Below are 22,982 nucleotides of genomic sequence, written 5' to 3' on the forward strand. Positions count from 1 at the left end.
TTTAACACCCGTTTACGCTTCATGACTAGTGCCGCAATAGCCATCGATCTATGCTATCGGCAGCATTGTTCATGATGATACGGATGCCATGCATAAAATTGTTTTTGTAGAAGACGATGTTGAAGTCGGTAAGCTGATTGCCGCCTATCTGGGTAAATATGATATTGAGGTTCGGGTGGAGCCGCGTGGCGATCGGGCGCTGGCGTTCGTCGAACAGCAACAGCCCGACCTGGTGCTGTTGGATATTATGCTGCCCGGTAAAGACGGTATGACCCTCTGCCGGGAGTTGCGTCCGCAGTATGGCGGCCCGATTGTTCTGCTGACCTCGCTGGACAGCGATATGAATCATATTCTGGCGCTGGAAATGGGCGCCGACGACTATATTTTGAAAACCACCCCGCCCGCAGTGCTGCTCGCCCGCCTGCGGCTGCATTTCCGGCAGTATGCCGCCTCAACGTCAGCCGCCGCGGCTACGTCCGCTACGCCGTTGCAGATCCATAAATCCCTGAATTTCGGCCTGTTGCATATCGATCCGGTTAACCGTGAAGTTACATTGGGTGACGAAAATATTGCGCTATCAACCGCTGATTTTGACCTGCTCTGGCAACTGGCGACCCATGCCGGCCACATTATGGATCGCGATGCATTGCTGAAAAGTCTGCGCGGCGTCAGTTACGATGGCATGGATCGCAGCATTGACGTCGCCGTCTCCCGCTTGCGTAAAAAGCTGTACGACAATCCGCTGGACCCCTTTCGCATCAAGACGGTGCGTAACAAAGGCTATCTGTTCGCCCCTAATAGCTGGGAGCCTGTCGCACCATGAAAAAGCTGTTCATCCAGTTTTTTCTGCTGCTGTTTGCCTGCTTTGTGGTGATGACCCTGCTGGTCGGTCTGGTGTATAAAGTCACCGCCGAACGCGCCGGACGGCAATCCATGGACGACCTGATGAAAAGCTCGCTCTATCTGATCCGTAACGAGCTGCGCGCTATTCCGCCCCGCGACTGGCATAAGACCATCAACCAGCTTGATTTGAACCTGTCGTTTAAACTGCACATTGAACCACTGAGCAACTACACGCTGCCCGCCAGAACCCAGCAGCGGTTGAATCAGGGCGCGATTGTCGCCCTAGATGATGAATACACGTTTATTCAGCGTATTCCGCGCAGCCATTATGTGTTGGCGGTCGGGCCGATTCCCTATCTGTTTTTTCTGCATGAAATGCGCTTGCTGGACTTGTTGCTGGTCATGTTGATCGGCCTGTCGCTGGCGTTGCCGGTCTTCCTGTGGATGCGCCCGCACTGGCGGGCGATGCTGAAACTGGAAAGCGCCGCTCAACGCCTGGGGGATGGACACCTTGAAGCGCGTACGCACTTCGATAACACCTCCAGCCTGTTTCGGCTTGGCGTCGCGTTTAACCTGATGGCGGACAACCTGAATCAGCTGATCACCAGCAAAAAACGACTGATCGATAATATTGCCCATGAGCTACGCACGCCGCTGGTAAGACTCCGTTATCGACTCGCTATCAGTGAACATCTGACCGACGAGGAACAGCTGGCATTAAACCGGGATATTGGTCAGCTTGAAGCTTTGATCGATGAGTTGCTTACCTATGCCCGGCTGGATCGACCACAGGTCACGCTGCACCTCGCCGAGATTGATCTTCCCGTCTGGCTGCAAACCAAAATCGATGATATTCGGCTGATCCATCCCGACAAAACCATCACGCTTGATATTTCCCGCCGGGCAAATTTCGGCGCGCTCGATCTGCGCCTGATGGAGCGCGTGCTGGATAATCTGGTCAACAATGGCCTGCGCTTCTGCCGCTCGCGCTTGCATATCAGTCTGCAACCGGACGGCGGCGACAGAGCCTGTTTGCAGGTTGAGGATGACGGCCCCGGCATCGAACCCGAAAATCGAAAATCTATCTTTGAGCCTTTTATTCGCCTGGAGGCCGGGATCGAAAACAGCAGCGGCGGCTGCGGCCTGGGACTGGCCATCGTTTATGCCATCGTTCGCGCTTATGAAGGGAGCATCACCGTGGACGGCAGCCCGCTGGGCGGCGCCCGTTTCCGATTCTGCTGGCCGGTGAAAACCGCCGCCACACCGAGAGCCGATCGGTAACTCGGCGATCTTTTGGCTGAAAACGGGCGCTGTACAAACTGTTACACGCCGATACCAATCACTTACGGAACGCGATTGCTCTTTTCTTTATGCTCTCTTCACCGACCCAAACCCGGGTCACGAAACCTGAATGAGATAACGAGGAAATAATGATGATGAATAAAGTCGTAGTAATGATCGCCGGTGCGGCGCTGGGTCTGTCTTCCGTAGCATTTGCCGCCGACATCGCCCCCAGCGCCCCGGCTCAAGCGGCCGCCCCTACCGCGCCGGCTAAAGTAACCCACAATAAAAAACACCTGAAAAAAGCCAATACGGTCGAGCAAAAAGCACAGGCCGCTAAAAAACAAGCGAAAAAAGCCAAAACCGTCAAACCGGCGACCACCACGCCGGCGGCTTGATAAGCGCGGCGTTATGCCGTGACCGATTTTTATCCACCTCAGACACCCGGTAAGACGGGTGTTTCTTTTATGGGATATCGAATGCTGCCGCATCGTTATTCATTTGAAATCATGCTATCCCTGGTGCTTATCTGCGGACTTATCGCCTTGCTCTTTTTTCTATAGATCATCAGGTTAAGTTCCCATTACTGGCTAAAAACACCGCCAAGCAATCCTCTTTCCCGGCAAATTGACGCTATAGTTATTTAATCAAAGCTATTTAACAAATCGCTGACGTCCAGATTAAGGCACACTATTACATGTACATGCGCATATCAGCCTGGTTGTTATGTTCATTATCTTTTTTCACCCTGTTTAGTTGGGCGGGAGATACCGCATCCGAAGCTGAAAAACAGCAGCAGAGGTTATTTTTCAACCATGACGATCGGGATCGGGTTCCTGATGCCGCACAATGGCCGTGGCAGGCTATCGGCCAGCTTGAAAGCGCCAGTGGCAATCTGTGCACCGCAACGCTTATCTCGCCGCATCTGGCGCTCACCGCCGGGCATTGTGTGTTGAGCCCCGCCAACAGCGAGCCTGACCTGCCGGTCGCGCTGCGTTTTTTGTCGACAGACAACGGCTGGCAATATGAAGCAAAAGACATTGAGGTTTTGGTCAATAAGAAACTCAGTGAAAGACTGGAGGCCGATGGCGACGGCTGGATTGTTCCCCCTGCCGCTGCGCCGTGGGATTACGCCCTTATTCGCTTAAAGCGGACGCCGCCGGGGATTACCCCCCTGCCCATATGGCAAGATAGCCGCCTGGCATTGATGCAAGCCTTGGCGCAACATGGGCAACGTGTTACGCAGGCGGGCTATCCTGAAGATCATCCGAATACGCTTTACCGTCATCAGGACTGCGTGATTACCGGCTGGATCCAGTCTGCGGTGCTATCACATCGATGCGATACCTTGCCGGGCGACAGCGGTTCGCCGTTACTGCTGCGCACCGCCTCGGGATGGGTGCTGATGGGCATTCAAAGTTCCGCGCCTGCCGCCGGCGATCGTGATAAAGCGGATAATCGCGCCATTGCGGTGACGGCAATCCGTCAAGCGCTGGAAACATTGGCCAACAAATCAAGATCGTCATCACTAACGCCTTAGCTTGCCCGGTGCCGCCATGCTACTGTGTAAGCATAAGATATGTTGTTACGAGTAAAGAGGAATCAGCATGTTACGCCATTTAAATCATGATGAAAAAAAACGCATGCAGACTCTGGATATCGTGCAGGATCTGGATACCTTTCAGGATAATACGCTTAACAAGATCACCGTGCTGGCATGCCAGTTGCTGAAAATGCCGACCGCATTAATCACCCTGAGCGGATCACAGAAACAGCACGTCAAAGCGAAAACCAATTTCGCCTTGAACGAAATGGAAAAAATCGGCTCGTTCGATCAATTTACCGTGCAAACCGGCTGTTTTCTTATCTGTCAGGATGCTTTGCAGGATGAACGATTTAAAGACAGTCCCTATGTCGCCGGCCCGCCGCATATCCGCTTTTATGCCGGGATCCCGCTGTTCACCGAAGAAGGCTACGCCATCGGCACCCTGTGCGTCATCGACTATACGCCCCGCACGTTCAGCATGCTCCAGTTGCACACGCTAAAGAATCTGGCGGCCATCGCCATATCATTGATCAAATACCGTAATGCTATCGGCCTCATCGATGCGGTCACCATGTTGCCGAACCGTCAGCGATTAATAGAGGATATTAATCACATGACGGATATCTATGAAAACTATCTGCTGATACTCATTGACAGCATTGATATCTCTTATGCCTATGAAATGGGGCGGGCGCTGGGTATGCCGACGGTCGAAAGCGTGCTGAAAGATATCGGCCTGTTTCTGCGCCTGGCGTTTGATTCACGTGAAAATGTCTATTGCGTCGCCGTCGGCCGCTTTGCCCTGCTGATCAAGGCGGATAGAAAAGAACGGATTTTAGCTGAACTGATGCGCTGTGCCGATCATATTCCGGAAAGCATCACCAGCCATGTCCCATTAAAATTGGAATTATTTGTCGGCTATACGGAATTTCAGGTTCCGGTAAACGATCCGCAGCGCATTCTGCGCGAGTCAATGAGCGCGGTGCAGGATGCGATGAAAAATAATGTCCGCCAATGCGCTTACAACGAAAGCAGCGATAAGGCGCAGCAAATCGCCTTTACCCTGCTCAACGAGCTTTCCGATGTTTTGCAGCATAACAAGCCCGGCCTGTATCTGGTTTATCAGCCCAAATTGAATATCAAGACCGGCAACGTGATCGGCGCGGAAGCCCTTATCCGTTGGCATCATCCCAATTTGGGGGAGATTTACCCCGACCGTTTCATTCCTTTGGCGGAAGGCACGACCCTGATGCGCCCGCTAACCGAGTGGGTTATTCAGCAAGCCGCTCAGCAGGCAAAACTCTGGCGTCAGGCGGGCATTGTATTTCCGATATCCATTAACGTCGCCGCCAGTAATTTCGCTGAAGATAATTTTATTTCGCGGCTAGTCAATATCCTTAGCAACCACGGGCTGACGAGCGCTGATATTGAAATTGAATGCGTGGAAACGCAAAAAATCGTGGAAAGCTCCGAGACGCTTGCCACCATCCTCGAACTAAAACAGCGCGGCTTCACGATTTCGCTGGATGATTTTGGCGCGGGCTACAGCAATTTGAGTTACCTGAAAAATATCCCGGCGACCATCATCAAGCTGGATAAGTCGTTGATCCAGGATATTAAAACCAATCACGATAGTCGAACCATCGTTGAATCGATCATCAGTATGCTGCATAAGCTTGATTACGATGTTCTGGCGGAGGGCGTTGAAAATAAAGAAACGCTCGAATACCTGACGCAATTCGATTGCGATGAAGTTCAGGGCTATTATTTCTCCCGGCCGCTGCCGCCAAAAGATTTCATGGCGTGGCTGAGTCACCATCAGCACGGATAATGTTATCCGTGCCGACAGGGTTGGGCGGCGCACCGTGCGGCTATTTTAATTCTTCGCCATGACATTGCATATCCCTCCGTCATTCACTACTACTTAAGTATTGATTAACCGTCAGGCGCGGGCGTAGGAACGCGCGCGACACAGACGGTGGTAGGAAGCCGACAAGATAAGGGCCAAGACCATTGCTATGACCATTTTTGATGACCAACAAGATATTCATGACATCAGACAGGCGATTGCCCTGCTGGAGGCGCCCTCCATCACCATACAACTGGCGAATCTGGTCGGCGGGCCGATTGAGTGGAGCCTGTCCAAACTGCCTAAGTGGGTAAAAAGCAAAATACAGGATGTGGTGCATGCTGCGTTGCATAAGTCCGTCGATGCCGCGCTGTATACCCTGGATGACGATCCGAAAAGGGCTTCATCGCCTAAAACCCATAAGCTGGCGGCCGCCACGTCCGGCGCCGTCAGCGGTTTTTTCGGCGCGGCCGGCTTAATCGTCGAACTTCCCGTCAGCACCACGATTATGATGCGTTCCGTCGCCGATATCGCCCGCAGCGAAGGCTTTTCGCTGACGGATTTTTCCGTCAAAGCCGCCTGCGTCGAGGTTTTCGCCCTCGGCGGCCGTTCCAAAAGCGATGATGCCGCCGATTCCGCCTACTATGCTTCCCGGGCGGTGCTGGCCGACATTACCAAACATACCACGCGTGAATTAATCGATATCGCCAGTAAAAAAGGGGCGGAAAAAACCTCGGCCAGGATCACCTCGTCCCAGGCGGGAAGGACGCTGGCCAGGTTGATTGACGCCGTCGCCACACGACTGGGTATTACCATCACCGAAAAAATGGCCGCCCAGATCGTTCCGATTGTCGGCGCGGCCAGCGGAGCGGCCATTAATACCTTGTTCATTAATCATTATCAAAATATGGCGAAAGGCCATTTCATCATCAAACGTCTGGAACAAAAATACGGCGAAGAGGAAATCAAGTCGGTTTATGTGCGGCTAAAAGTTGACGCCCGCCCGCCTGATGCCGAGCGCCATGCTTAACGCCGCGCGCGGCGCGTTTATGCTTCGATTTGCTCCATCGCCTGGAGCACCCGCTTGTCTGATATCGGGAACGGGGTTCCCAACTGCTGGGCGAAATAGCTCACCCGCAGTTCTTCAATCATCCAGCGAACCGCTTTCACATCGTCGTCGTCGCGGCGCTCAGGAGGCAGTTTATTCCACCACTGCTGCCAGGCCTGTTGCACCTGCTCAACCTTCAGCATTTGCGCCCGGTCGCGGTGCACATCCTGCGCCAATTTTTCCAGCCGACGTTCAATGGCCTGTAAATAGCGCAGCACATCCGGCAACCGCCGCCAACCGTTGGCGGTGACAAAGCCGCGGAACACCAGGCCGTTGAGCTGGCTTTTTATGTCGCTTAACGCCAGCGCCAGCGCCATATCCACCCGGCCTTTCAGCCGTTTGTTAATGGCGAACACCGCCGTCAGGATCTGCTCAACCTGTTTGGCGATATCGACCACCGTATCGTTGAGTTCCGCCCGCACTTTTTCATGCAGGCGTTGGAACGCCTCTTCCTGCCATACCGGGCCGCCAAACTCGCTAATCAGCTTATCCACCGCGCAGGCGATGCAGTCGTCAATCAGATCGAGCACTTTGCCGTAAGGATTAAAATACAGGCCCAGCTTCGCTTTGTTGGGCAGTTTCTCATGCAGATACTTAATCGGCGACGGAATATTCAGCAACAGCAAACGCCGTAACCCCTGACGCATAACCTGCTGTTGCTGATGCGGCGTATCAAACAGACGGATCGCCACGCTGTCTTTCTCATCCACCAACGCCGGATAGGCCTTCACGGAATAGCCGCCGCGTTTCTGCTCATAGCAGTCCGGCAGGGAGCCAAAGCTCCAGACGTGGATACCGCGCTGCTCCAGTCCCTCGTCAGCCACCGCCGATAACGTCTGCTGGACTTTATCCTTGAGCTGCTCTTTCAGCGCATTCAGATCTTTGCTTTCCCGCAGAGTACGGTTTTTCTCATCCAGCACGCGGAACGTGATTTTAAGATGATCGGGCACCTGTTCCCACTGCCACTCGTCACGCGGCACCGTCACCCCGGTCATTAGTCGCAATTCGCGCTCCAGCGCATCCAATAACCCTCGTTCCAGCGGCGTCGCGCGCGCCAGAAACGCTTCGGCGTAATTCGGCGCCGGCACAAAGTTGCGCCGCATCGGTTTGGGCAGGGATTTGATCAGCGCGATAACCAGTTCGCGCCGCACGCCGGGGATTTGCCATTCAAAACCCTCTTCGCGCACCTGATTGAGAATGGGCAGCGGGATATGCACCGTCACGCCATCGGCGTCGGTTCCCGGCTCAAACTGATACGACAGGCGCAGCTTCAGGTCGCCCTGATGCCAGAAGTTCGGATAGTCCAGCGCGCTGACCTTATCCGCCCCCTCCTTAATCAGCATGCTTTTTTCAAAGTTCAGCAGATCGGCATCCTGACGGCTGGCGCTTTTCCACCATTTATCAAAATGGCGGGCGGAAATAATATCGTGCGGCAAGCGCTGGTCGTAAAATGCGAACAGCGTTTCATCGTCCACCAGAATGTCGCGGCGGCGGGATTTATTTTCCAATTCCTCGACTTCCGCCAGCAGCTTTAGATTGGCGCGGAAAAAAGCGTGATGCGTTTGCCAGTCGCCCTCCACCAGCGCATGACGGATAAATAATTCACGCGCCAGCAGCGGATCGATCTGGCTATAGTTCACCTTACGCGCCATCACAATCGGCAGACCAAACAGGGTGACTTTCTCCTGCGCCATCACCGCGCCCTGGGCTTTTTCCCAGTGCGGATCGCTGTAGCTGCGCTTTATCAGGTGCTGCGCCAGCGGCTCAATCCATTCAGGTTCGATGCGTGCGGCGATACGTCCCCATAAACGGCTGGTTTCCACCAGTTCGGCCACCATGGTCCATTTGGGCGGCTTTTTAAACAAACCGGAACCGGGGAAAATCGCAAAGCGGGCATTACGCGCGCCGCTGAACTCCTGTTTTTCAATATCTTTCTGGCCGATGTGCGACAACAGCCCCGTCAGCAACGCGCAGTGAATGCTGCGATAATCGGACGGCTCGCTGTTCACCGGCAGCCCCAGTTCTTTCACCACCTGACGCAGTTGGGTGTAGATATCCTGCCATTCGCGCACCCGCAGATAATTTAGGTACTCGCTGCGGCATAACCGCCGGAACTGGCTGGACGATAAGGCCCTTTGCTGTTCGCGCAGATAGTCCCACAGGTTGACGAAGGCCAGAAAATCGGATTCTTTATCGGCGAAACGGCGGTGCTTTTCATCCGACGCCTGCTTCTTGTCCGTCGGCCGTTCACGCGGATCCTGAATCGACAGCGCCGCCGTAATCACCATCACTTCCCGCACGCAGCCTGACTTGCTCGCTTCCAATATCATACGCGCCAGACGGGGATCGATAGGCAACTGCGCCAGTTGGCGCCCCTGCGGCGTCAGTTGATAATGGCCGTTTTCCGCCAGTTGAATCGCCCCCAGTTCTTCCAGCAATCGTACGCCATCCTGAATGTTGCGCTTGTCCGGCGCTTCCACAAAGGGGAACGCCGCGATATCGCCTAACCCCAGCGCCGTCATTTGCAGAATGACGGAAGCCAGATTGGTGCGCAAAATTTCAGGATCGGTGAATTCCGGGCGGGACAGAAAATCCTGCTCGGAATAAAGCCGGATACAAATCCCGGCGGCGACGCGGCCGCAACGCCCTTTTCGCTGATTGGCCGACGCCTGCGAGACGGCTTCAATCGGTAAACGCTGTACTTTGGTACGGAAGCTATAACGGCTGATGCGGGCGGTGCCGGGGTCGATCACGTAACGAATACCCGGCACCGTCAACGAGGTTTCCGCCACGTTGGTCGCCAGCACGATGCGACGGCCATGATGCGACTGAAATACCCGGTTCTGTTCCTGATTGGATAAGCGGGCATACAGCGGCAGGATCTCGGTATGCGGCAAATCCAATTTAGTCAGGGCATCCGCCGTATCGCGGATCTCGCGCTCGCCGCTCATGAAAATCAGGATATCCCCCGGCCCTTCGCGTCCCAGTTCGTCCACGGCATCAAAAATCGCCTGTAGCTGATCGCGATCGCTGTCTTCCGCCTCTTCCACCACCGGGCGATAACGCACATCGACCGGATAGGTTCGCCCGGACACTTCAATGATCGGCGCGTGGTTAAAATGACGCGAAAAACGCTGGGGATCGATGGTGGCGGAGGTAATAATAACTTTTAAATCGGGGCGTTTCGGCAACAGCTGGCGTAAATACCCCAGAATGAAGTCGATATTCAGGCTGCGCTCGTGCGCTTCATCGATAATCAGGGTGTCGTACTGCATCAACAGACGATCCTGCTGAATTTCCGCCAGCAAAATACCGTCGGTCATCAGCTTCACCAGCGTGTTATCCCCCACCCGATCATTAAAGCGAACCTTGTAGCCCACGCAACCGCCCAGCGGCGTCTCCAGTTCCGCCGCAATACGATCGGCCACCGTTCTGGCCGCCAGACGCCGCGGCTGGGTATGGCCGATCAGCCCGCGCACGCCGCGCCCTAACTCCAGACAGATCTTCGGTAGCTGCGTGGTCTTGCCCGACCCCGTTTCCCCGGCGACGATAATTACCTGATGATCGCGCAGCGCATTCAGGATAGCATCTTTTTTCTGGCTAACGGGCAGTTGTTCAGGGTACGTGATGGACGGGCGGCTTGCCCGGCGGTTTTCCACCTTCTGGCGGGCCGCGGCGATCTCACCTTCAATTTCCTGGGCGATGGCGGTCTGCGCCTGCGGACTGCCGACTTTCGCCGCGCCCTGTAAACGACGGCGCAGACGTTGCCCATCGCGCAGCATTAACTCACTGAGCTGCGAAGATAATGCGTTGAGAGGTGATTTCACGTGGCTATTCCTTAATACTCTTTGACCAGGCGGGATGTTTGTCCGCCTTTCATTTTTCGGCGGGCATGGTAGCACATCGCCGGCCGCGGCTCTAACCGGCGGCACCGAATCCTTATTCAATAAAATCGAACAATGTGCTCGAAATATTGCACTTTCAACCGGCTAACAGGCCGCATAAGATGTGACTCAACAAGGGGCGTTTGGTCAATGGTGTCCCAACCTCAATAAAATAAGGAATTGGCATGAGTAAAATATTAATTCTGAAATCAAGCATCCTGGCGGATTTCTCCCAGTCAAACCAACTGGCTGACTACTTCAGTGCACAATGGCAGGCCGCCCACCCGGGCGACAGTATCACGGTTCGCGATTTGGCCGCCCAGCCGATTCCGGTGCTTGACGGTGAATTAGTCGGCGCCCTGCGCCCGTCTGATGCGCCGCTGACTCCGCGCCAGCAGGAAGCGCTGACGCTGTCCGATGAATTGATTGCCGAGTTGCAGGCCCATGATGTCATCGTGGTTACCGCTCCGATGTATAACTTCAATATTCCGACGCAGTTGAAAAACTATTTTGACCTGATTGCCCGCGCCGGCGTGACCTTCCGCTATACCGAGCAAGGCCCTGAAGGTCTGGTAAAAGGCAAGCGCGCCATCGTGCTGACCAGCCGCGGCGGCATCCATAAAGATTCGCCCAGCGACCTGCTGGAACCGTACCTGCGCCTGTTCCTGGGTTTCATCGGTATTACCGACGTTGAGTTCGTTTTTGCCGAAGGCATCGCTTACGGCCCGGACGTGGCTAAAAAAGCCGCTGAAGACGCCAAAGCGCAGCTATCTCAGTTGGCCGCGTCTTAACGTCAATCCTCATCATTACTACCCTGTGTTTCATTTTTTGTGCTTGGCTCTTTATTGCGCGCCCTGCGGCGCGCTTTTCTTTATCTCTTCCCCCGCCGCATTGTCTGACTGGCCTAGTAGTTGAACGGCCTCTTGATCCGCCTTGATATGAATCTGATGATCGATTTTGACGTTCATGTTGATGGTTATCGGCTCTTTTGCCCCGACTTCTATACGCGGCACGCACCCGGCCAGTAAACTCAGGGCGCAGAGCGTTCCCGACAATATATACAGATTTTTCATCATCCTATCCTGAACTTATTCATTAGCTTGCTGCTCCAGCGTATCCTGCACGTTATCGCCAAACCGTAAACTGCGCCATAGCTGGAAGATATTCTCCTGGTGGCGATAGTTGAGTATCACCTGTCTGTCGGCGCTGAGTGTAGGATTTTTCCCTTCAATCTGCGCGCTAAGCGACATCGCCCCTTGATTATCCAACTCGACCGTCGCGTAGGAACGGCCGATTTCCAGATAGCGCAACCAGTCGATGGCCGCGCCGCTGACACTATTTTTGCTTGCCAGCTCGTCGGCCATCTGCTTATCCAGCCGCAGCGTCAGGAAGCGATCGTTGCTAAAACGTCCCCCCTGGATCAGCTTGTTCGGATGATTAAAGTTCAGCGGCAAGACCCCGCTCACCCGCCCGGACATCGCCAGCTGTTTCAACTTCAATACCGTCAACAGCTCGCTAAGCTCCACGCTTTCCACTTTGAGCAATGCCGCCTCGCGCTGCGGCCAGCGTAATGCCGAAAGATCGATGTGTCCGCGTAATACATCCATACTGGCCTGTGACAAAGTCAGCGGCTGTTTTTCGCTGTAAGGGTAAAACCCTTGCAGATCGACGCGGATATTGGTCGCTCTGAACAGGTTGTCCAGCGTATCAATGCGTAGCGTGGCCGGCTGTTTCACGCCCAATTGCCAGTGTTGATCCTTAAGACGATAAGGCAGCGTAAAATTGACCCCGCTCACCTCGCCGTCCTGCAACCACAGCCCGCCGTTTTTCACGACCCAGTGCCCGCCCGCGCTGAACCCTTCGCCGCGAGCCGCGGAAAACGCCGACTGGGCGTAAAACTGTCCGGTACGAATAGTCATTTTCAATCCGGGGGACAGCAGCGGCTGAAAGACTCTCAGCGGTTGTTGCGGCCACCACGCGCCGCCGCGCAGACGTTCGCCGTCCCAGCGGCCGCGCAGCGTGACCGGCCCGATATCCTGCGCTTGCAGTTGTCCTGTCCACAGGAAATCGGCGGGGTCGCGGCCATTTAGCTCAAGCGTTAACCGCGACGGAGGAAGATAACCGCCGTTGCTGAAATCCACCTGCTGCGCCGCAAGCTGCAATGCGCCCTGAAAATGCTCTCCCGAGCGGGCGCGCTGCCAGCGCAACGGTTCGGCGATCGTCAGCCGGGGCTGACGCACCCTCACTAACCCATAGCTCAACTGATCCAGCCCGCTGGAAAGCCGCTCAATCTCAATAAGCGTGTCCTGCCAGCTCCCGCGGCCGGCGACATCCCATTTTCCCTTCAGCGGCGGCAGTTGCCCGCTGCCCCAGTAGCGCCATTGCCACTGGCCTTTATCCGGCCAGAAGTCCCGCGCCTGACCGTCAAGATGCAGGTTAAATCGGCCCCAATATTCGTCCCGCGCCTTAACAATGGCCTGTAAGCGACCGTTAATTCCCGTGGCGCCGACCCGCAATCCCGCCAGCGGCCAGCGGGCTTCCTCAAGCCTTACCTGAGGCGCCAGCGTTCCCCATGCCCGTAACAACGCGCCCGGTAAAATCGTCAATTCCGGATTTAATACCGAACCTTGTATCATGCCCGGCAACGATGCGGTCAACGACACCGCCGACAGATTGGCCTGACCGGTCAACTGAAAACGCAGCTCGCTATTGATCAGCCCCAGATGGCCCGGCCCCAACACCAGCACCGCATTGGCTTTACCGTTATGCCCCTGGGTCAACAGGTTCATACGCGCATCGATACGGGTTTTATCCAGCCCCTGACGCCAGTCCCGCAGCGTGATGGCGACCTTGCCGGAGAGGGGTTGCGCGGCATAAGGCCAGCGCCAAAGCCCCTCATTCACCTGAATCGTGTCTTCAGTAAGCCGCCACGGTAATGACACCAGCGGTTGGTTATCGCCAGCCGCATTCAGCGAAAGCTCGCCCTGTTGATTTTCCCAACGTACCAGCACGGATACGGATTCCGGCGTTTGCCCGCTCTCAAGATGGCCGTTTAGTCTGCCCTGCGCGGGCGACTGCGCCAGCGTGGCGGCCAGTTCCATCTCCCCGCTGACCCGCAACCGGGTATCGCCCGCCGGGGTCGCCAACATGCCGTCATGCAATGTTAGATGCCGATCATTCAGTTCAGCCTGAAAAGCCAACCGATCGCCCTGATAATGTACTATCTGCCGCTGATGACCATCAAAGGTTAACCGGGCTTTTCCGGCGTACGCCAGCCAGGGTTGCAGAGTGAATTTTTCAATCACGATATCTGCGGCGGGCAAACGCTGCTGCCACTGGGAAAGTTGCGCCGGCGCGGCATTATCCTCCGTAGATAAGTGCGACAGGCAGTCGCTATCCAGCGTAGCGGTCTCGATACCGACTCGCCAGCGGCCTGACTGCCGATGCAAAGAGATATCACGCACCTCAAGCAGCAGGCAGTCGCCCGCCTTGAGACTAAAACCATCGTTTTGCAGTCCGCGGTTATGCCAACCCATCGATGAATTTAACGTCAGCGACATCTCTGACGGCAACCAGAGACTCAATAGACGTGGCAGCCACTGAGGCAGCGCCCGCCACGATCCGACCAACAACAGAACTATCAGCACCAACCCTGCCAGCGAGTATTTTTTAATCATTAGCGGATGAAAAATATCCTGTTTTATTTAAACCCGAAAACACCTTTCGCGTTCTATCATTATGAATGAATTATTTGCACTTATTTCATTCCCAAACTGTTATTGTTAGTTAAGCAACAATTTTGGCTATTAAGCATTTTCTGATAGCGCGATCTGGGAATTATGCGGAGAAACTACGCTATGAAATTGGCAGTCTACAGCACCAAACAATATGACCGTAAATATTTAGAGCAGGTCAACCAGCAGTTTGGCTATGAGCTGGAGTTTTTTGAATTTATGTTGACGTCACGCACAGCGAAAACCGCCGACGGTTGTCAGGCGGTGTGCATTTTTGTCAACGATGACGGCAGTCGCGAAGTGTTGACCGAACTGGCCGAACTCGGCGTGAAAATCGTGGCGCTCCGCTGTGCGGGCTTCAATAACGTCGATCTTGACGCCGCCAACGAGTTGGGAATAAAAGTGGTTCGGGTTCCGGCTTATTCGCCGGAGGCCGTTGCCGAGCATGCCGTCGGATTAATGTTGTGTCTCAACCGCCGCATTCATCGCGCTTATCAACGCACCCGCGATGCGAATTTTTCCCTGGAAGGGTTGATTGGCTTCAATATGCACAATCGTACCGCCGGTATTATCGGCACCGGAAAAATCGGCGTCGCGACCATGCGTATTTTGAAAGGATTCGGTATGCGCCTGCTGGCGTTTGATCCCTATCCCAACCCTCAGGCGCTTGAGCTGGGCGCGGAATATGTGGATCTGAAAACACTGTACGCCCGCTCGGATGTCATTTCGCTGCACTGCCCGCTGACGCCGGAAAACCACCATCTGCTTAACCAGAGCGCGTTCTCGCAGATGAAAAACGGGGTGATGATCGTCAATACCAGCCGCGGGGGATTAATTGATTCACAGTCGGCCATTGACGCGCTGAAACAACAGAAAATCGGCGCGTTAGGCATGGATGTCTATGAGAACGAACGCGATCTGTTCTTTGCGGACAAATCCAACGACGTTATCCAGGACGATGTTTTCCGGCGTCTGTCGGCATGTCATAACGTGCTGTTTACCGGACATCAGGCATTCCTGACCGAAGAAGCCCTGACCAGTATTTCACAAACAACGCTGCAAAACCTGCACCAGATAATCAGGGATGATGAATGCCCTAATCTATTGAACCCCTAACCTATATCGCTTGCCCTGCGGCGGTTCTCGCGCCTCCGCAGGGATCAGCCGGCGGGACAGGTGCCATTCATCAACGACCGTTCATCACAGCGCTTACCGTTAGCCAGTTGGCAGGTTCCCACACTGGCGCCGTCCAATTGCCTGGACATCGCCATAGTCCCCCCCGCCAGCGTACAGTTAACGTCCGCGAGCGTACTGCTCTTCAGCAGCGCCACCGCGCTTTCGCTGTTATTAAACGCCTGGTCTACCGTCGTGGTTTTTTCGCTACTCCCGCACCCTGCCAGCACAAGGGCAGCGGCAGTGAATAGCCAGTGATGCAATTTCATTCCTGACTCCAGTACATTTTTTAGAACGAAATGGTTAATTAATCTACACAACGTTATTTACCACACCTTATTTCACCATTACACCGATAAATGTGCCGCATACGAAAAAAGATGAGGATTTCGTTTCCAGAGTGATGGTGCTTCGCTACGACGAATCTGCCGCTTGCCACACATGAAAATATTTCTTATTTAAAACACTGCGGTAAAACGATCTGGCATTCGTCGCCGTAATCCGTACCATACTGGCGATACCTGCGCCGATCGGTTTTACATCGGTGTTGCTTTATTTAACCGTTAATGTGCTTACTGTAGAGACAGCCGTGGTCAGTCAAAAACAACAATACAATCTCAACAAACTTCAAAAGCGCCTGCGTCGTAACGTTGGCGAGGCTATCGCTGACTTCAATATGATTGAAGAAGGCGATCGCATTATGGTTTGCCTGTCCGGCGGTAAAGACAGCTTCACCATGCTGGAAATTCTGCGAAATCTGCAACAAAGCGCGCCGGTTGACTTTTCGCTGGTTGCCGTCAATCTGGATCAGAAGCAGCCTGGTTTCCCCGAACATGTATTACCGCAATACCTTGATGCTATTGGCGTTGAATACAAAATCGTCGAAGAAAACACCTACGGCATTGTTAAAGAAAAAATTCCGGCGGGCAAAACCACCTGTTCACTGTGCTCGCGTCTGCGGCGCGGCATTCTGTATCGCACCGCAACGGAATTGGGCGCGACCAAAATTGCGCTCGGTCATCACCGTGATGACATTCTGCAAACGCTGTTTCTGAATATGTTCTATGGCGGAAAACTGAAAGGGATGCCGCCCAAATTGATGAGCGACGATGGCAAACACGTAGTTATCCGTCCGCTCGCCTATTGCCGTGAAAAAGATATTGAGCGCTTTGCCGAGGCCCGTCAGTATCCGATTATTCCATGTAATCTTTGCGGCTCGCAGCCGAATCTGCAACGTCAGGTAATCAAGGATATGCTGCGTGACTGGGATAAGCGCTATCCCGGCCGGATCGAAACCATGTTCAGCGCGATGCAGAATGTGGTTCCCTCCCACCTTGCCGATCATGCGCTGTTTGATTTTAAAAGTATTCACCACGGCAGTGACGTAATCGACGGCGGCGATTTAGCCTTTGACCGGGAAGAGCTGCCGCTGCGGCCCGTCGGCTGGCAGCCGGAAGACGACGAAGAGGCTCAGCCGCAGACCAGGCTGGACGTACTGGAAATTAAATAGCACCGGCGCGCCCGGCGCCCTTTCTACACGGGCCGACGGGCAGATTGCCATAAAAAAATGCCGACGAAATCGTCGGCATGGTGTGAATCAATTGTGCTATGCAGTAATTCAAAAAAAGGAAGTAAGACAATATGGAGCGCAACGCCCATCGCTTGACGTTGCATTCACCTGCGAGGGTAATAGTGCCGCAGCAGCCTGCAACAAATGTTGATATTGCTCAACTTAGTCACGTTTTTCTGCATATCGGCCGGAGCCTGTGATGCATTATGCAATAATCATAAACCGGCGTTCACAACCATTTACTGCGTTTTAACCACCAGGCAACGCCACCTACCAATCCTACCAACATCAGGCAAAAAGTGGCGAACCCCAACGGGGAACCGCCGCCGGGGATCCCGCCCAGATTGACGCCGAATAATCCGGTTAAAAATGTGGTGGGCAAAAAAACCATCGCCAGAAGCGACATGGTATAGGTTCGCCGGTTCATGGCATCGGTCATTAAGGTGGTTATTTCATCCGATAAGACGGTGGTGCGCGCAATGCTGGCATCCAGATCTTCCAGTCCGCGCCCCAGTCGGTCGGCAATTTCCTGCATGCGCCGGCGGTCGTCATCCTGCATCCAGGGAAACTTCTCTCCCGAAAGACGGGAAAACACATCACGCTGCGGCGTCATGTAACGCCGCAAGACGATCAGCTGTTTGCGGATCAGCGCCAGTTCGCCCTGCTGCGGAATTTTTTGCTCCAGCAGATCTTCTTCCAGATCGACAATTTTTTCATGCAAATCATCGATAAAGTCACTGGTATGATCGGTCAGCGACTCGGCGATGGAAACCAGCCAGCTTCCGCTATCCGTAGGGCCGTGGCCTTCTTTAAGATCGGTCATCACTTCGTCGATAGCCAAAACCTTACGTCGCCGGGTAGAGATAATCAGCTTGTCGGTAATAAAAATCCGTATGGCAACCAGTTGGTCCGGACGCGCATTCTCATTCCAGTTAATACTGCGCATCGTAATCATGGTGCCCTCACCCAGCCGGGTGACTCGGGGGCGCACGCTTTCGCCCAATAACGCATCGCGTACGCTGTCCGGCACCAGATCGGTTTCGCTCAGCCAGTGCGCGCTGGCTGGCTGCGTGGAGTCAAGGTGCAACCAGCAGGGCCTGATGCTATTTGCCACGTCACGATCGCCTATCGGCGCGATCCCGCCCTTACCGTCCAACTGATACGCATAAACAGCGCCGGTATGTTGCAGTTCTTTTCCCTCAAAGGATCCCACGCTTGCCTCCGGCAATCTGACCTAGTGTTTGACGATATAGAGCATATGGCTGTAGGCCACGTCCTCGGGGTTGGCGATCGGATAGCCTTTTACCCAGGGCTTAATCAAACGCCCGTTGGTGTATTGATAGATCGGCGCGATTGGCGCTTCTTCCATCAAAATTTGCTCCGCCCGGTTGTAATCGGCATTCAACGCCTGAGCGTTGGTTTGATTACCGGCTTCATCCATTAAACGGTCATAATCGGCATGGTTGAATCGCGCAATATTGCCGCTGTGATGCGAGGTTAATAACGACAGAAAAGTGGACGCTTCGTTATAATCTCCAACCCAGGAAGCCCGCACCACGTCAAAATTGCCGCTGTTGCGGCTGTCGATATAGGTCTGCCACTCTTGATTGGACAAGCGTACGTCAATGCCTAATTTCGTCTTCCACATTGAGGCGATGGCGATGGCGATTTTCTGATGGTTTTCCGAGGTGTTATACAACAACGACAGCTTCATCGGCTTGCCGGGGCCATAGCCCGCGGCGGACAGCAACGCTTTTGCCTGCGCATCCAGCTCGGCCTGTGAATATTGCTGCAACAGACTCTCGGTAGGCGTAAACCCGGCGGTCACATCCGGTGTAAAGTGATACGCCGGTTTTTCACCGGTTCCCAACACTTTTTCCGCAATAACTTTACGATCGATCGCGTAAGAGAGCGCTTTACGCACCCGCGCATCGTCAGTTGGCGCCCGCTGGGTGTTAAAAGCATAGTAATAGGTTCCCAACTGTTCTGGCGTATAGACTTGACCAGGCAACTCTTTCAACAGCTTCTGGTACATGTTTTTGGGAAATGACTCGGTAATGTCGATGTCGCCGGATAAATAACGTTTTGTCGCGTTCGATTCCTGATTAATCGGCACGAACGTCACCTGCGTCAGCCGGGTATTGGCGTGATCCCAATAATATTCATTGGGCGTCAGCACCAGCTTTTCGTTTACCACCCGCTGTTGCAGTTTAAACGCGCCGTTGCCCACCAGATTGCCGGGTTTGGTCCAGTCGTTGCCGTATTTTTCCACCGTGGCCTGATGCACCGGAAACAGGCTAAAATTCGCCAGCAGGCTGACAAAATACGGCACGGGTTTGCTGAGCTGAACCTTCAGCGTATGGTCATCAACGGCGGTAACGCCGAGCTTATCGGCCGGCATTGCGCCATTGATAATCTGTTCGGCATTCATTATCCCCGCCAGCCGGGCAAACCAGGCAAACGGCGAGCTATTTTCCGGCGTGACCAGCCGACGCCAGCTGTAGACAAAATCCTTTGCCGTGACCGGGTCGCCATTCGACCAGCGGGCGTCATTGCGCAAGGTGAACATAAAGGTGCGGTTATCATTAGTCTGCCAGCGTTGCGCCACGCCCGGCACAATGTTGCCGTTGGCGTCCTGATTAACCAAACCTTCAAACAGATCCCGCGCGACCTGCGCTTCCGGCAACCCGACGGCTTTTATCGGATCCAACGAAGCCGGTTCGTCTTTAATGTGACGTACAATTTCCTGTTTTTCAGCCAACACGGCGCCCGCCGGAACCTGCGCCGCCGTGGCGTTTCCGGCCGCAACCGCGGTCAGCGCGGCATAGAATGCAAAATGACCATATCGCATGATGATTTGACTCAGACAATGATGAAGTTATTGAATAATATAATAGTCAGAAATCATACGATGCAGCCAGCGTAAACCTTTTATATTGCCGTATTTAGCCCTACCCGCATCACAGATGCTATTTTTACCCCCAGCCGTTATGATGAAACAGGTTCAGGTTAAAGACTCTAACGGGCAAACCAATGGAAAAGAATACCATCCCCCTGCAAGCTCGCCATCTGCGAGGCAATCTCCCTTCTCTGGGCGAACCCTATGGGAAATCGCTGCTGGGCGCGCCATTACTCTATTTTCCGGCTGAATTGGCTCAGCAGCGCAGCGGACTGATTATCGCCGGCACGCACGGCGATGAGACGGCCGCCGTCGTGACGCTGTCTTGTGCGTTGCGAACTCTGTTTCCCGGACAACGCCATCACCACGTGGTGCTTGCCGTCAACCCTGACGGCTGTCAGTTAGGGCTGCGGGCAAACGCCAACGGCGTCGATCTCAACCGCAATTTTCCCGCCACCAACTGGCAGCCGGGTAATACGGTATACCGCTGGAATAGCCGCGCCGAACAGCGGGATGTGGAGCTGTCCACCGGTGAAACGCCGGCTTCGGAACCAGAAACAAAGGCGCTTTGCGGGCTGATTGAGAAACTTAATCCCGCCTGGGTTGTCTCTTTTCATGAACCACTGGCCTGCATTGAGGATCCTCAACGCTCGGTTTTCGGACAGTGGTTGGCGCAGCAATTTGACTTACCGTTAGTGACCAACGTGGGTTACGACACGCCAGGCTCCTTTGGCAGCTGGTGCGCCGATCGAATGTTGCCATGCATTACGGCGGAGCTCCCGCCTGTTTCGGCGGACGCCGCCAGTGAGTGTTATCTGAATGCCATGACGGCATTGCTTGTCATGTCGTAATTTTTATATCAATGTTGCCGATGTTGCCCTAAACTGAGCAGCATGTTAACCATCTGTAATTAAGGACGCATACATGTCACAGAACGTACATTTTCAAGGTAATCCAGTGCCGTTGGCAGGCAGCTTTCCCGCAAAGGGCGACAAAGCTAAAGCCTTTACGCTGGTTGCCAAAGATCTGTCGGACGTCGCTCTCAGCAATTATGCTGGCAAACGCAAAATTCTGAATATTTTCCCCAGCATTGATACCGGCGTTTGCGCCACATCCGTGCGTAAATTCAACCAGTTGGGCGCTGAACTGGATAACACCGTTGTTCTGTGTATTTCTTCCGACCTGCCGTTTGCACAGTCGCGTTTTTGCGGTGCGGAAGGTTTGAATAACGTCGTGGTATTGTCCACCCTGCGCGGCGCAGAGTTCAAAGAAAACTATGGCGTCGCTATCGCGGATGGCGCGCTGAAAGGCCTGACGGCCCGCGCCGTTGTGGTGCTGGATGAGAATGACACGGTATTGTATAGCGAGCTGGTGAACGAGATCACCACCGAGCCGGATTACGATGCCGCGCTGGCCGTATTGAAATAACCCCATGAAACAAACGGCTGCATTACGCAGCCGTTTTTACTCCTCGTCCTCTCCCGACGCCTTGCGGTGACTGAGGCCGTATTCCCGCAGTTTATTGGCAATCGCGGTGTGCGATACCCCCAGGCGCTTCGCCAGTTTACGCGTGCTGGGATAGGTCTGATATAACCGGGTCAACACCGAACGCTCGAAACGCTTGCTGATATCATCCAGCGATCCATCCAACAGTTCCTCGCTCTGCGGCAGCTCAACCGAAAAGACTGGCAGTTCAATATCCTGCATCCGTAGTTCATAGCCTGCCAACTGCGTCAGCGCCCGGTAAATCGTATTCTTCAACTGGCGTATATTACCCGGCCAGCCATACTGCGGCAGGAACTGATGCAGATCGGCGGCCAGTTTGGGACGCGGAATGCCCTGCTCATCGGCAAAACGCGCAACGAACAGTTCCGTTAGCGGCATAATATCCGCCGGGCGTTCGCGCAGCGGCGGCAAGGTCAGCGTCAACACGTTAAGGCGGTAATAGAGATCTTCGCGAAACTCACCGCGCTGCACCATCTCCAGCAGATTTTTCTGCGTCGCGCAAATGACCCTGACGTTAACGTGCATTTCATGATCTTCGCCTACCCGACGAAACGTGCCGTCATTCAGAAAACGCAGCAGTTTGGTCTGCATCTGCGCCGACATCTCGCCGACTTCATCCAGCAACACGGAACCGCCGTCGGCCTGCTCAAAAAAGCCTTTCTTGCCTTCCAACGCATTGGGGTAGGCTCCCGGCGCATGGCCGTATAGCTCGCTTTCCATCACGTCATCCGGCAGCGCCGCGCAGTTCAGCGCCAGAAACGGTTGCTTGCCGCGCGGGCCGCGCAAATGGCAGGCGCGGGCCAGCATATCTTTGCCGGTGCCGGTATCCCCGATAATCAGCAGCGGCGCATCCAGCATGGCCAGCTTACGGGCCTGCTCGACCACCTGACGCATTTTTGGACTGACCGCGACAATGTGCTCAAACGCGTTATCGTCATTAACCGATAAATCCTGCAACTGCCGCCCCATTCGCACCGCGGATTTGAGCATCACCAGCGCGCCTGCCGCTGAGTTTTCACCCTGCTCATCGTCCAGATGGATAGGGGTGATTTCCAGTAGGAAATCCTGACCGCGGATCACCACCCGCTCCGTTACCGGCTTGCTTCCCTGCTCCTGCCAGGCGGCGAAGTTAAATCCGGCGATCAGATGCGAAACGGTCAGATTGCAGATTTTCTCGGCGGGAATGTCGAACAAGCTGACGGCCGCGGGGTTGGACAGCTCAATCTTGCCTTTTATATCCAGTGAAAACACCGGCTCAGGCATGGATTCCAATAACGCATTCAACGCCCGGTGTTCCCGTTCAGAGGGCATAAAGGCCACGGTGCGCACATCGCTGACGCCTTCGATACGGCGGATTTCCGCCATTAACAGGCGAAAATCATCAAAATCCAGAGTGGATGAATTCAGGTAAATACGACCGGCAGGATCGATTTCGATGCCGCGTAAATCAATATTACGCGACGCCAGAAGATCCAATAATTCGCGGGCCAGACCGATACGGTCTTCACAAAAAACTTCCAGACGCATCAATGACAACCTTCTTTAACAGGTGCGACAGGCTAATAAGATCTGATAATACTCTTTCGTCC

At 54.3% G+C, this 22,982-nt stretch carries 18 protein-coding genes; 11 read left to right on the forward strand and 7 right to left on the reverse strand.

What is annotated here, in order from left to right:
- The first annotated feature begins 88 nt into the window (after nucleotides 1-88).
- The 6 genes from rstA to JG725_RS03515 all read left to right on the forward strand — a co-directional run bounded on the left by rstA (nucleotide 89) and on the right by JG725_RS03515 (nucleotide 6,549).
- Nucleotides 89-823, forward strand: coding sequence for a two-component system response regulator RstA (gene rstA, locus JG725_RS03490; protein WP_199376588.1), 735 nt, complete (start codon nucleotides 89-91; stop codon nucleotides 821-823).
- On the forward strand, nucleotides 820-2,124 hold the full coding sequence (gene rstB, locus JG725_RS03495) for a two-component system sensor histidine kinase RstB (RefSeq protein ID WP_199376590.1): 1,305 nt from the start codon (nucleotides 820-822) through the stop codon (nucleotides 2,122-2,124). Before rstA ends, rstB begins: the two co-directional genes overlap by 4 nt.
- 152 nt (nucleotides 2,125-2,276) lie before the next feature.
- Nucleotides 2,277-2,522 (forward strand): acid resistance repetitive basic protein Asr, encoded by a 246-nt coding sequence (gene asr, locus JG725_RS03500; RefSeq protein WP_233356295.1) that lies wholly within the window; start codon nucleotides 2,277-2,279, stop codon nucleotides 2,520-2,522.
- 305 nt (nucleotides 2,523-2,827) lie between these two features.
- Nucleotides 2,828-3,664: a serine protease gene (locus tag JG725_RS03505; RefSeq protein WP_199377202.1), complete on the forward strand. Its 837-nt coding sequence runs from the start codon at nucleotides 2,828-2,830 to the stop codon at nucleotides 3,662-3,664.
- Between the two features lie 67 nt (nucleotides 3,665-3,731).
- Nucleotides 3,732-5,501 (forward strand): EAL domain-containing protein, encoded by a 1,770-nt coding sequence (locus tag JG725_RS03510; protein ID WP_172289393.1) that lies wholly within the window; start codon nucleotides 3,732-3,734, stop codon nucleotides 5,499-5,501.
- Between the two features lie 187 nt (nucleotides 5,502-5,688).
- Nucleotides 5,689-6,549, forward strand: coding sequence for an EcsC family protein (locus JG725_RS03515; RefSeq protein ID WP_199376592.1), 861 nt, complete (start codon nucleotides 5,689-5,691; stop codon nucleotides 6,547-6,549).
- Between the two features lie 17 nt (nucleotides 6,550-6,566).
- On the opposite strand, the gene hrpA is transcribed toward JG725_RS03515, so the two are convergent.
- Complete coding sequence (hrpA, locus tag JG725_RS03520) at nucleotides 6,567-10,454, reverse strand: ATP-dependent RNA helicase HrpA (RefSeq protein WP_199376594.1); 3,888 nt, start codon at nucleotides 10,452-10,454, stop codon at nucleotides 6,567-6,569.
- Between the two features lie 242 nt (nucleotides 10,455-10,696).
- Between hrpA and JG725_RS03525 the strand changes: the two genes are divergently transcribed.
- Nucleotides 10,697-11,302: an FMN-dependent NADH-azoreductase gene (locus tag JG725_RS03525; RefSeq protein ID WP_172289390.1), complete on the forward strand. Its 606-nt coding sequence runs from the start codon at nucleotides 10,697-10,699 to the stop codon at nucleotides 11,300-11,302.
- 51 nt (nucleotides 11,303-11,353) lie between these two features.
- Here the strand turns inward: JG725_RS03525 and JG725_RS03530 are convergent, their stop codons facing one another.
- Nucleotides 11,354-11,584 (reverse strand): YnbE family lipoprotein, encoded by a 231-nt coding sequence (locus JG725_RS03530; RefSeq protein WP_172289389.1) that lies wholly within the window; start codon nucleotides 11,582-11,584, stop codon nucleotides 11,354-11,356.
- 15 nt (nucleotides 11,585-11,599) lie between these two features.
- Nucleotides 11,600-14,188 carry a YdbH family protein gene (locus JG725_RS03535; RefSeq protein ID WP_199376596.1) on the reverse strand — a complete coding sequence of 863 codons (2,589 nt, stop codon included), beginning with the start codon at nucleotides 14,186-14,188 and terminating at the stop codon, nucleotides 11,600-11,602.
- 180 nt (nucleotides 14,189-14,368) lie between these two features.
- On the opposite strand from JG725_RS03535, the gene JG725_RS03540 reads away from it, so the two are divergent.
- The gene (locus JG725_RS03540; RefSeq protein WP_199376598.1) at nucleotides 14,369-15,361 is read left to right on the forward strand and encodes a 2-hydroxyacid dehydrogenase; all 993 of its coding nucleotides are present in this window, start codon (nucleotides 14,369-14,371) and stop codon (nucleotides 15,359-15,361) included.
- Between the two features lie 44 nt (nucleotides 15,362-15,405).
- On the opposite strand, the gene JG725_RS03545 is transcribed toward JG725_RS03540, so the two are convergent.
- On the reverse strand, nucleotides 15,406-15,687 hold the full coding sequence (locus JG725_RS03545; RefSeq protein WP_199376602.1) for a DUF333 domain-containing protein: 282 nt from the start codon (nucleotides 15,685-15,687) through the stop codon (nucleotides 15,406-15,408).
- 320 nt (nucleotides 15,688-16,007) lie between these two features.
- On the opposite strand from JG725_RS03545, the gene ttcA reads away from it, so the two are divergent.
- The gene (ttcA, locus tag JG725_RS03550) at nucleotides 16,008-16,928 is read left to right on the forward strand and encodes a tRNA 2-thiocytidine(32) synthetase TtcA (RefSeq protein WP_172289385.1); all 921 of its coding nucleotides are present in this window, start codon (nucleotides 16,008-16,010) and stop codon (nucleotides 16,926-16,928) included.
- A 289-nt stretch (nucleotides 16,929-17,217) separates the two neighbouring features.
- On the opposite strand, the gene zntB is transcribed toward ttcA, so the two are convergent.
- Together zntB and JG725_RS03560 are read right to left on the reverse strand one after the other, a co-directional pair.
- Complete coding sequence (gene zntB / locus JG725_RS03555) at nucleotides 17,218-18,201, reverse strand: zinc transporter ZntB (protein ID WP_172289384.1); 984 nt, start codon at nucleotides 18,199-18,201, stop codon at nucleotides 17,218-17,220.
- A gap of 21 nt (nucleotides 18,202-18,222) precedes the next feature.
- Complete coding sequence (locus JG725_RS03560) at nucleotides 18,223-19,839, reverse strand: ABC transporter substrate-binding protein (protein ID WP_199376604.1); 1,617 nt, start codon at nucleotides 19,837-19,839, stop codon at nucleotides 18,223-18,225.
- A gap of 182 nt (nucleotides 19,840-20,021) precedes the next feature.
- On the opposite strand from JG725_RS03560, the gene mpaA reads away from it, so the two are divergent.
- Together mpaA and tpx are read left to right on the forward strand one after the other, a co-directional pair.
- Nucleotides 20,022-20,738, forward strand: a complete 717-nt coding sequence (mpaA, locus tag JG725_RS03565) for a murein tripeptide amidase MpaA (RefSeq protein ID WP_172289382.1) — start codon at nucleotides 20,022-20,024, stop codon at nucleotides 20,736-20,738.
- 73 nt (nucleotides 20,739-20,811) lie between these two features.
- Entirely contained in the window at nucleotides 20,812-21,315 is a 504-nt protein-coding gene (gene tpx, locus JG725_RS03570) for a thiol peroxidase (protein WP_199376607.1), read from the forward strand.
- A gap of 36 nt (nucleotides 21,316-21,351) precedes the next feature.
- Here tpx and tyrR read toward each other — a convergent pair whose 3' ends face one another.
- Entirely contained in the window at nucleotides 21,352-22,920 is a 1,569-nt protein-coding gene (tyrR, locus tag JG725_RS03575) for a transcriptional regulator TyrR (RefSeq protein WP_199376609.1), read from the reverse strand.
- Nucleotides 22,921-22,982 lie beyond the last annotated feature (62 nt).

It is taken from the genome of Brenneria sp. L3-3C-1, from assembly GCF_016456245.1.
Classification (GTDB): domain Bacteria; phylum Pseudomonadota; class Gammaproteobacteria; order Enterobacterales; family Enterobacteriaceae; genus Brenneria.

Bases quoted from the DNA above. Each gene is read 5' to 3' on its own strand.
- rstA (WP_199376588.1), top strand. From the start codon at position 89: ATGCATAAAATTGTTTTTGTAGAAGACGATGTTGAAGTCGGTAAGCTG.
- rstB (WP_199376590.1), top strand. From the start codon at position 820: ATGAAAAAGCTGTTCATCCAGTTTTTTCTGCTGCTGTTTGCCTGCTTT.
- asr (WP_233356295.1), top strand. From the start codon at position 2,277: ATGATGAATAAAGTCGTAGTAATGATCGCCGGTGCGGCGCTGGGTCTG.
- JG725_RS03505 (WP_199377202.1), top strand. From the start codon at position 2,828: ATGCGCATATCAGCCTGGTTGTTATGTTCATTATCTTTTTTCACCCTG.
- JG725_RS03510 (WP_172289393.1), top strand. From the start codon at position 3,732: ATGTTACGCCATTTAAATCATGATGAAAAAAAACGCATGCAGACTCTG.
- JG725_RS03515 (WP_199376592.1), top strand. From the start codon at position 5,689: ATGACCATTTTTGATGACCAACAAGATATTCATGACATCAGACAGGCG.
- JG725_RS03525 (WP_172289390.1), top strand. From the start codon at position 10,697: ATGAGTAAAATATTAATTCTGAAATCAAGCATCCTGGCGGATTTCTCC.
- JG725_RS03530 (WP_172289389.1), bottom strand. From the start codon at position 11,584: ATGAAAAATCTGTATATATTGTCGGGAACGCTCTGCGCCCTGAGTTTA.
- JG725_RS03535 (WP_199376596.1), bottom strand. From the start codon at position 14,188: ATGATTAAAAAATACTCGCTGGCAGGGTTGGTGCTGATAGTTCTGTTG.
- JG725_RS03540 (WP_199376598.1), top strand. From the start codon at position 14,369: ATGAAATTGGCAGTCTACAGCACCAAACAATATGACCGTAAATATTTA.
- JG725_RS03545 (WP_199376602.1), bottom strand. From the start codon at position 15,687: ATGAAATTGCATCACTGGCTATTCACTGCCGCTGCCCTTGTGCTGGCA.
- JG725_RS03560 (WP_199376604.1), bottom strand. From the start codon at position 19,839: ATGCGATATGGTCATTTTGCATTCTATGCCGCGCTGACCGCGGTTGCG.
- mpaA (WP_172289382.1), top strand. From the start codon at position 20,022: ATGGAAAAGAATACCATCCCCCTGCAAGCTCGCCATCTGCGAGGCAAT.
- tpx (WP_199376607.1), top strand. From the start codon at position 20,812: ATGTCACAGAACGTACATTTTCAAGGTAATCCAGTGCCGTTGGCAGGC.
- tyrR (WP_199376609.1), bottom strand. From the start codon at position 22,920: ATGCGTCTGGAAGTTTTTTGTGAAGACCGTATCGGTCTGGCCCGCGAA.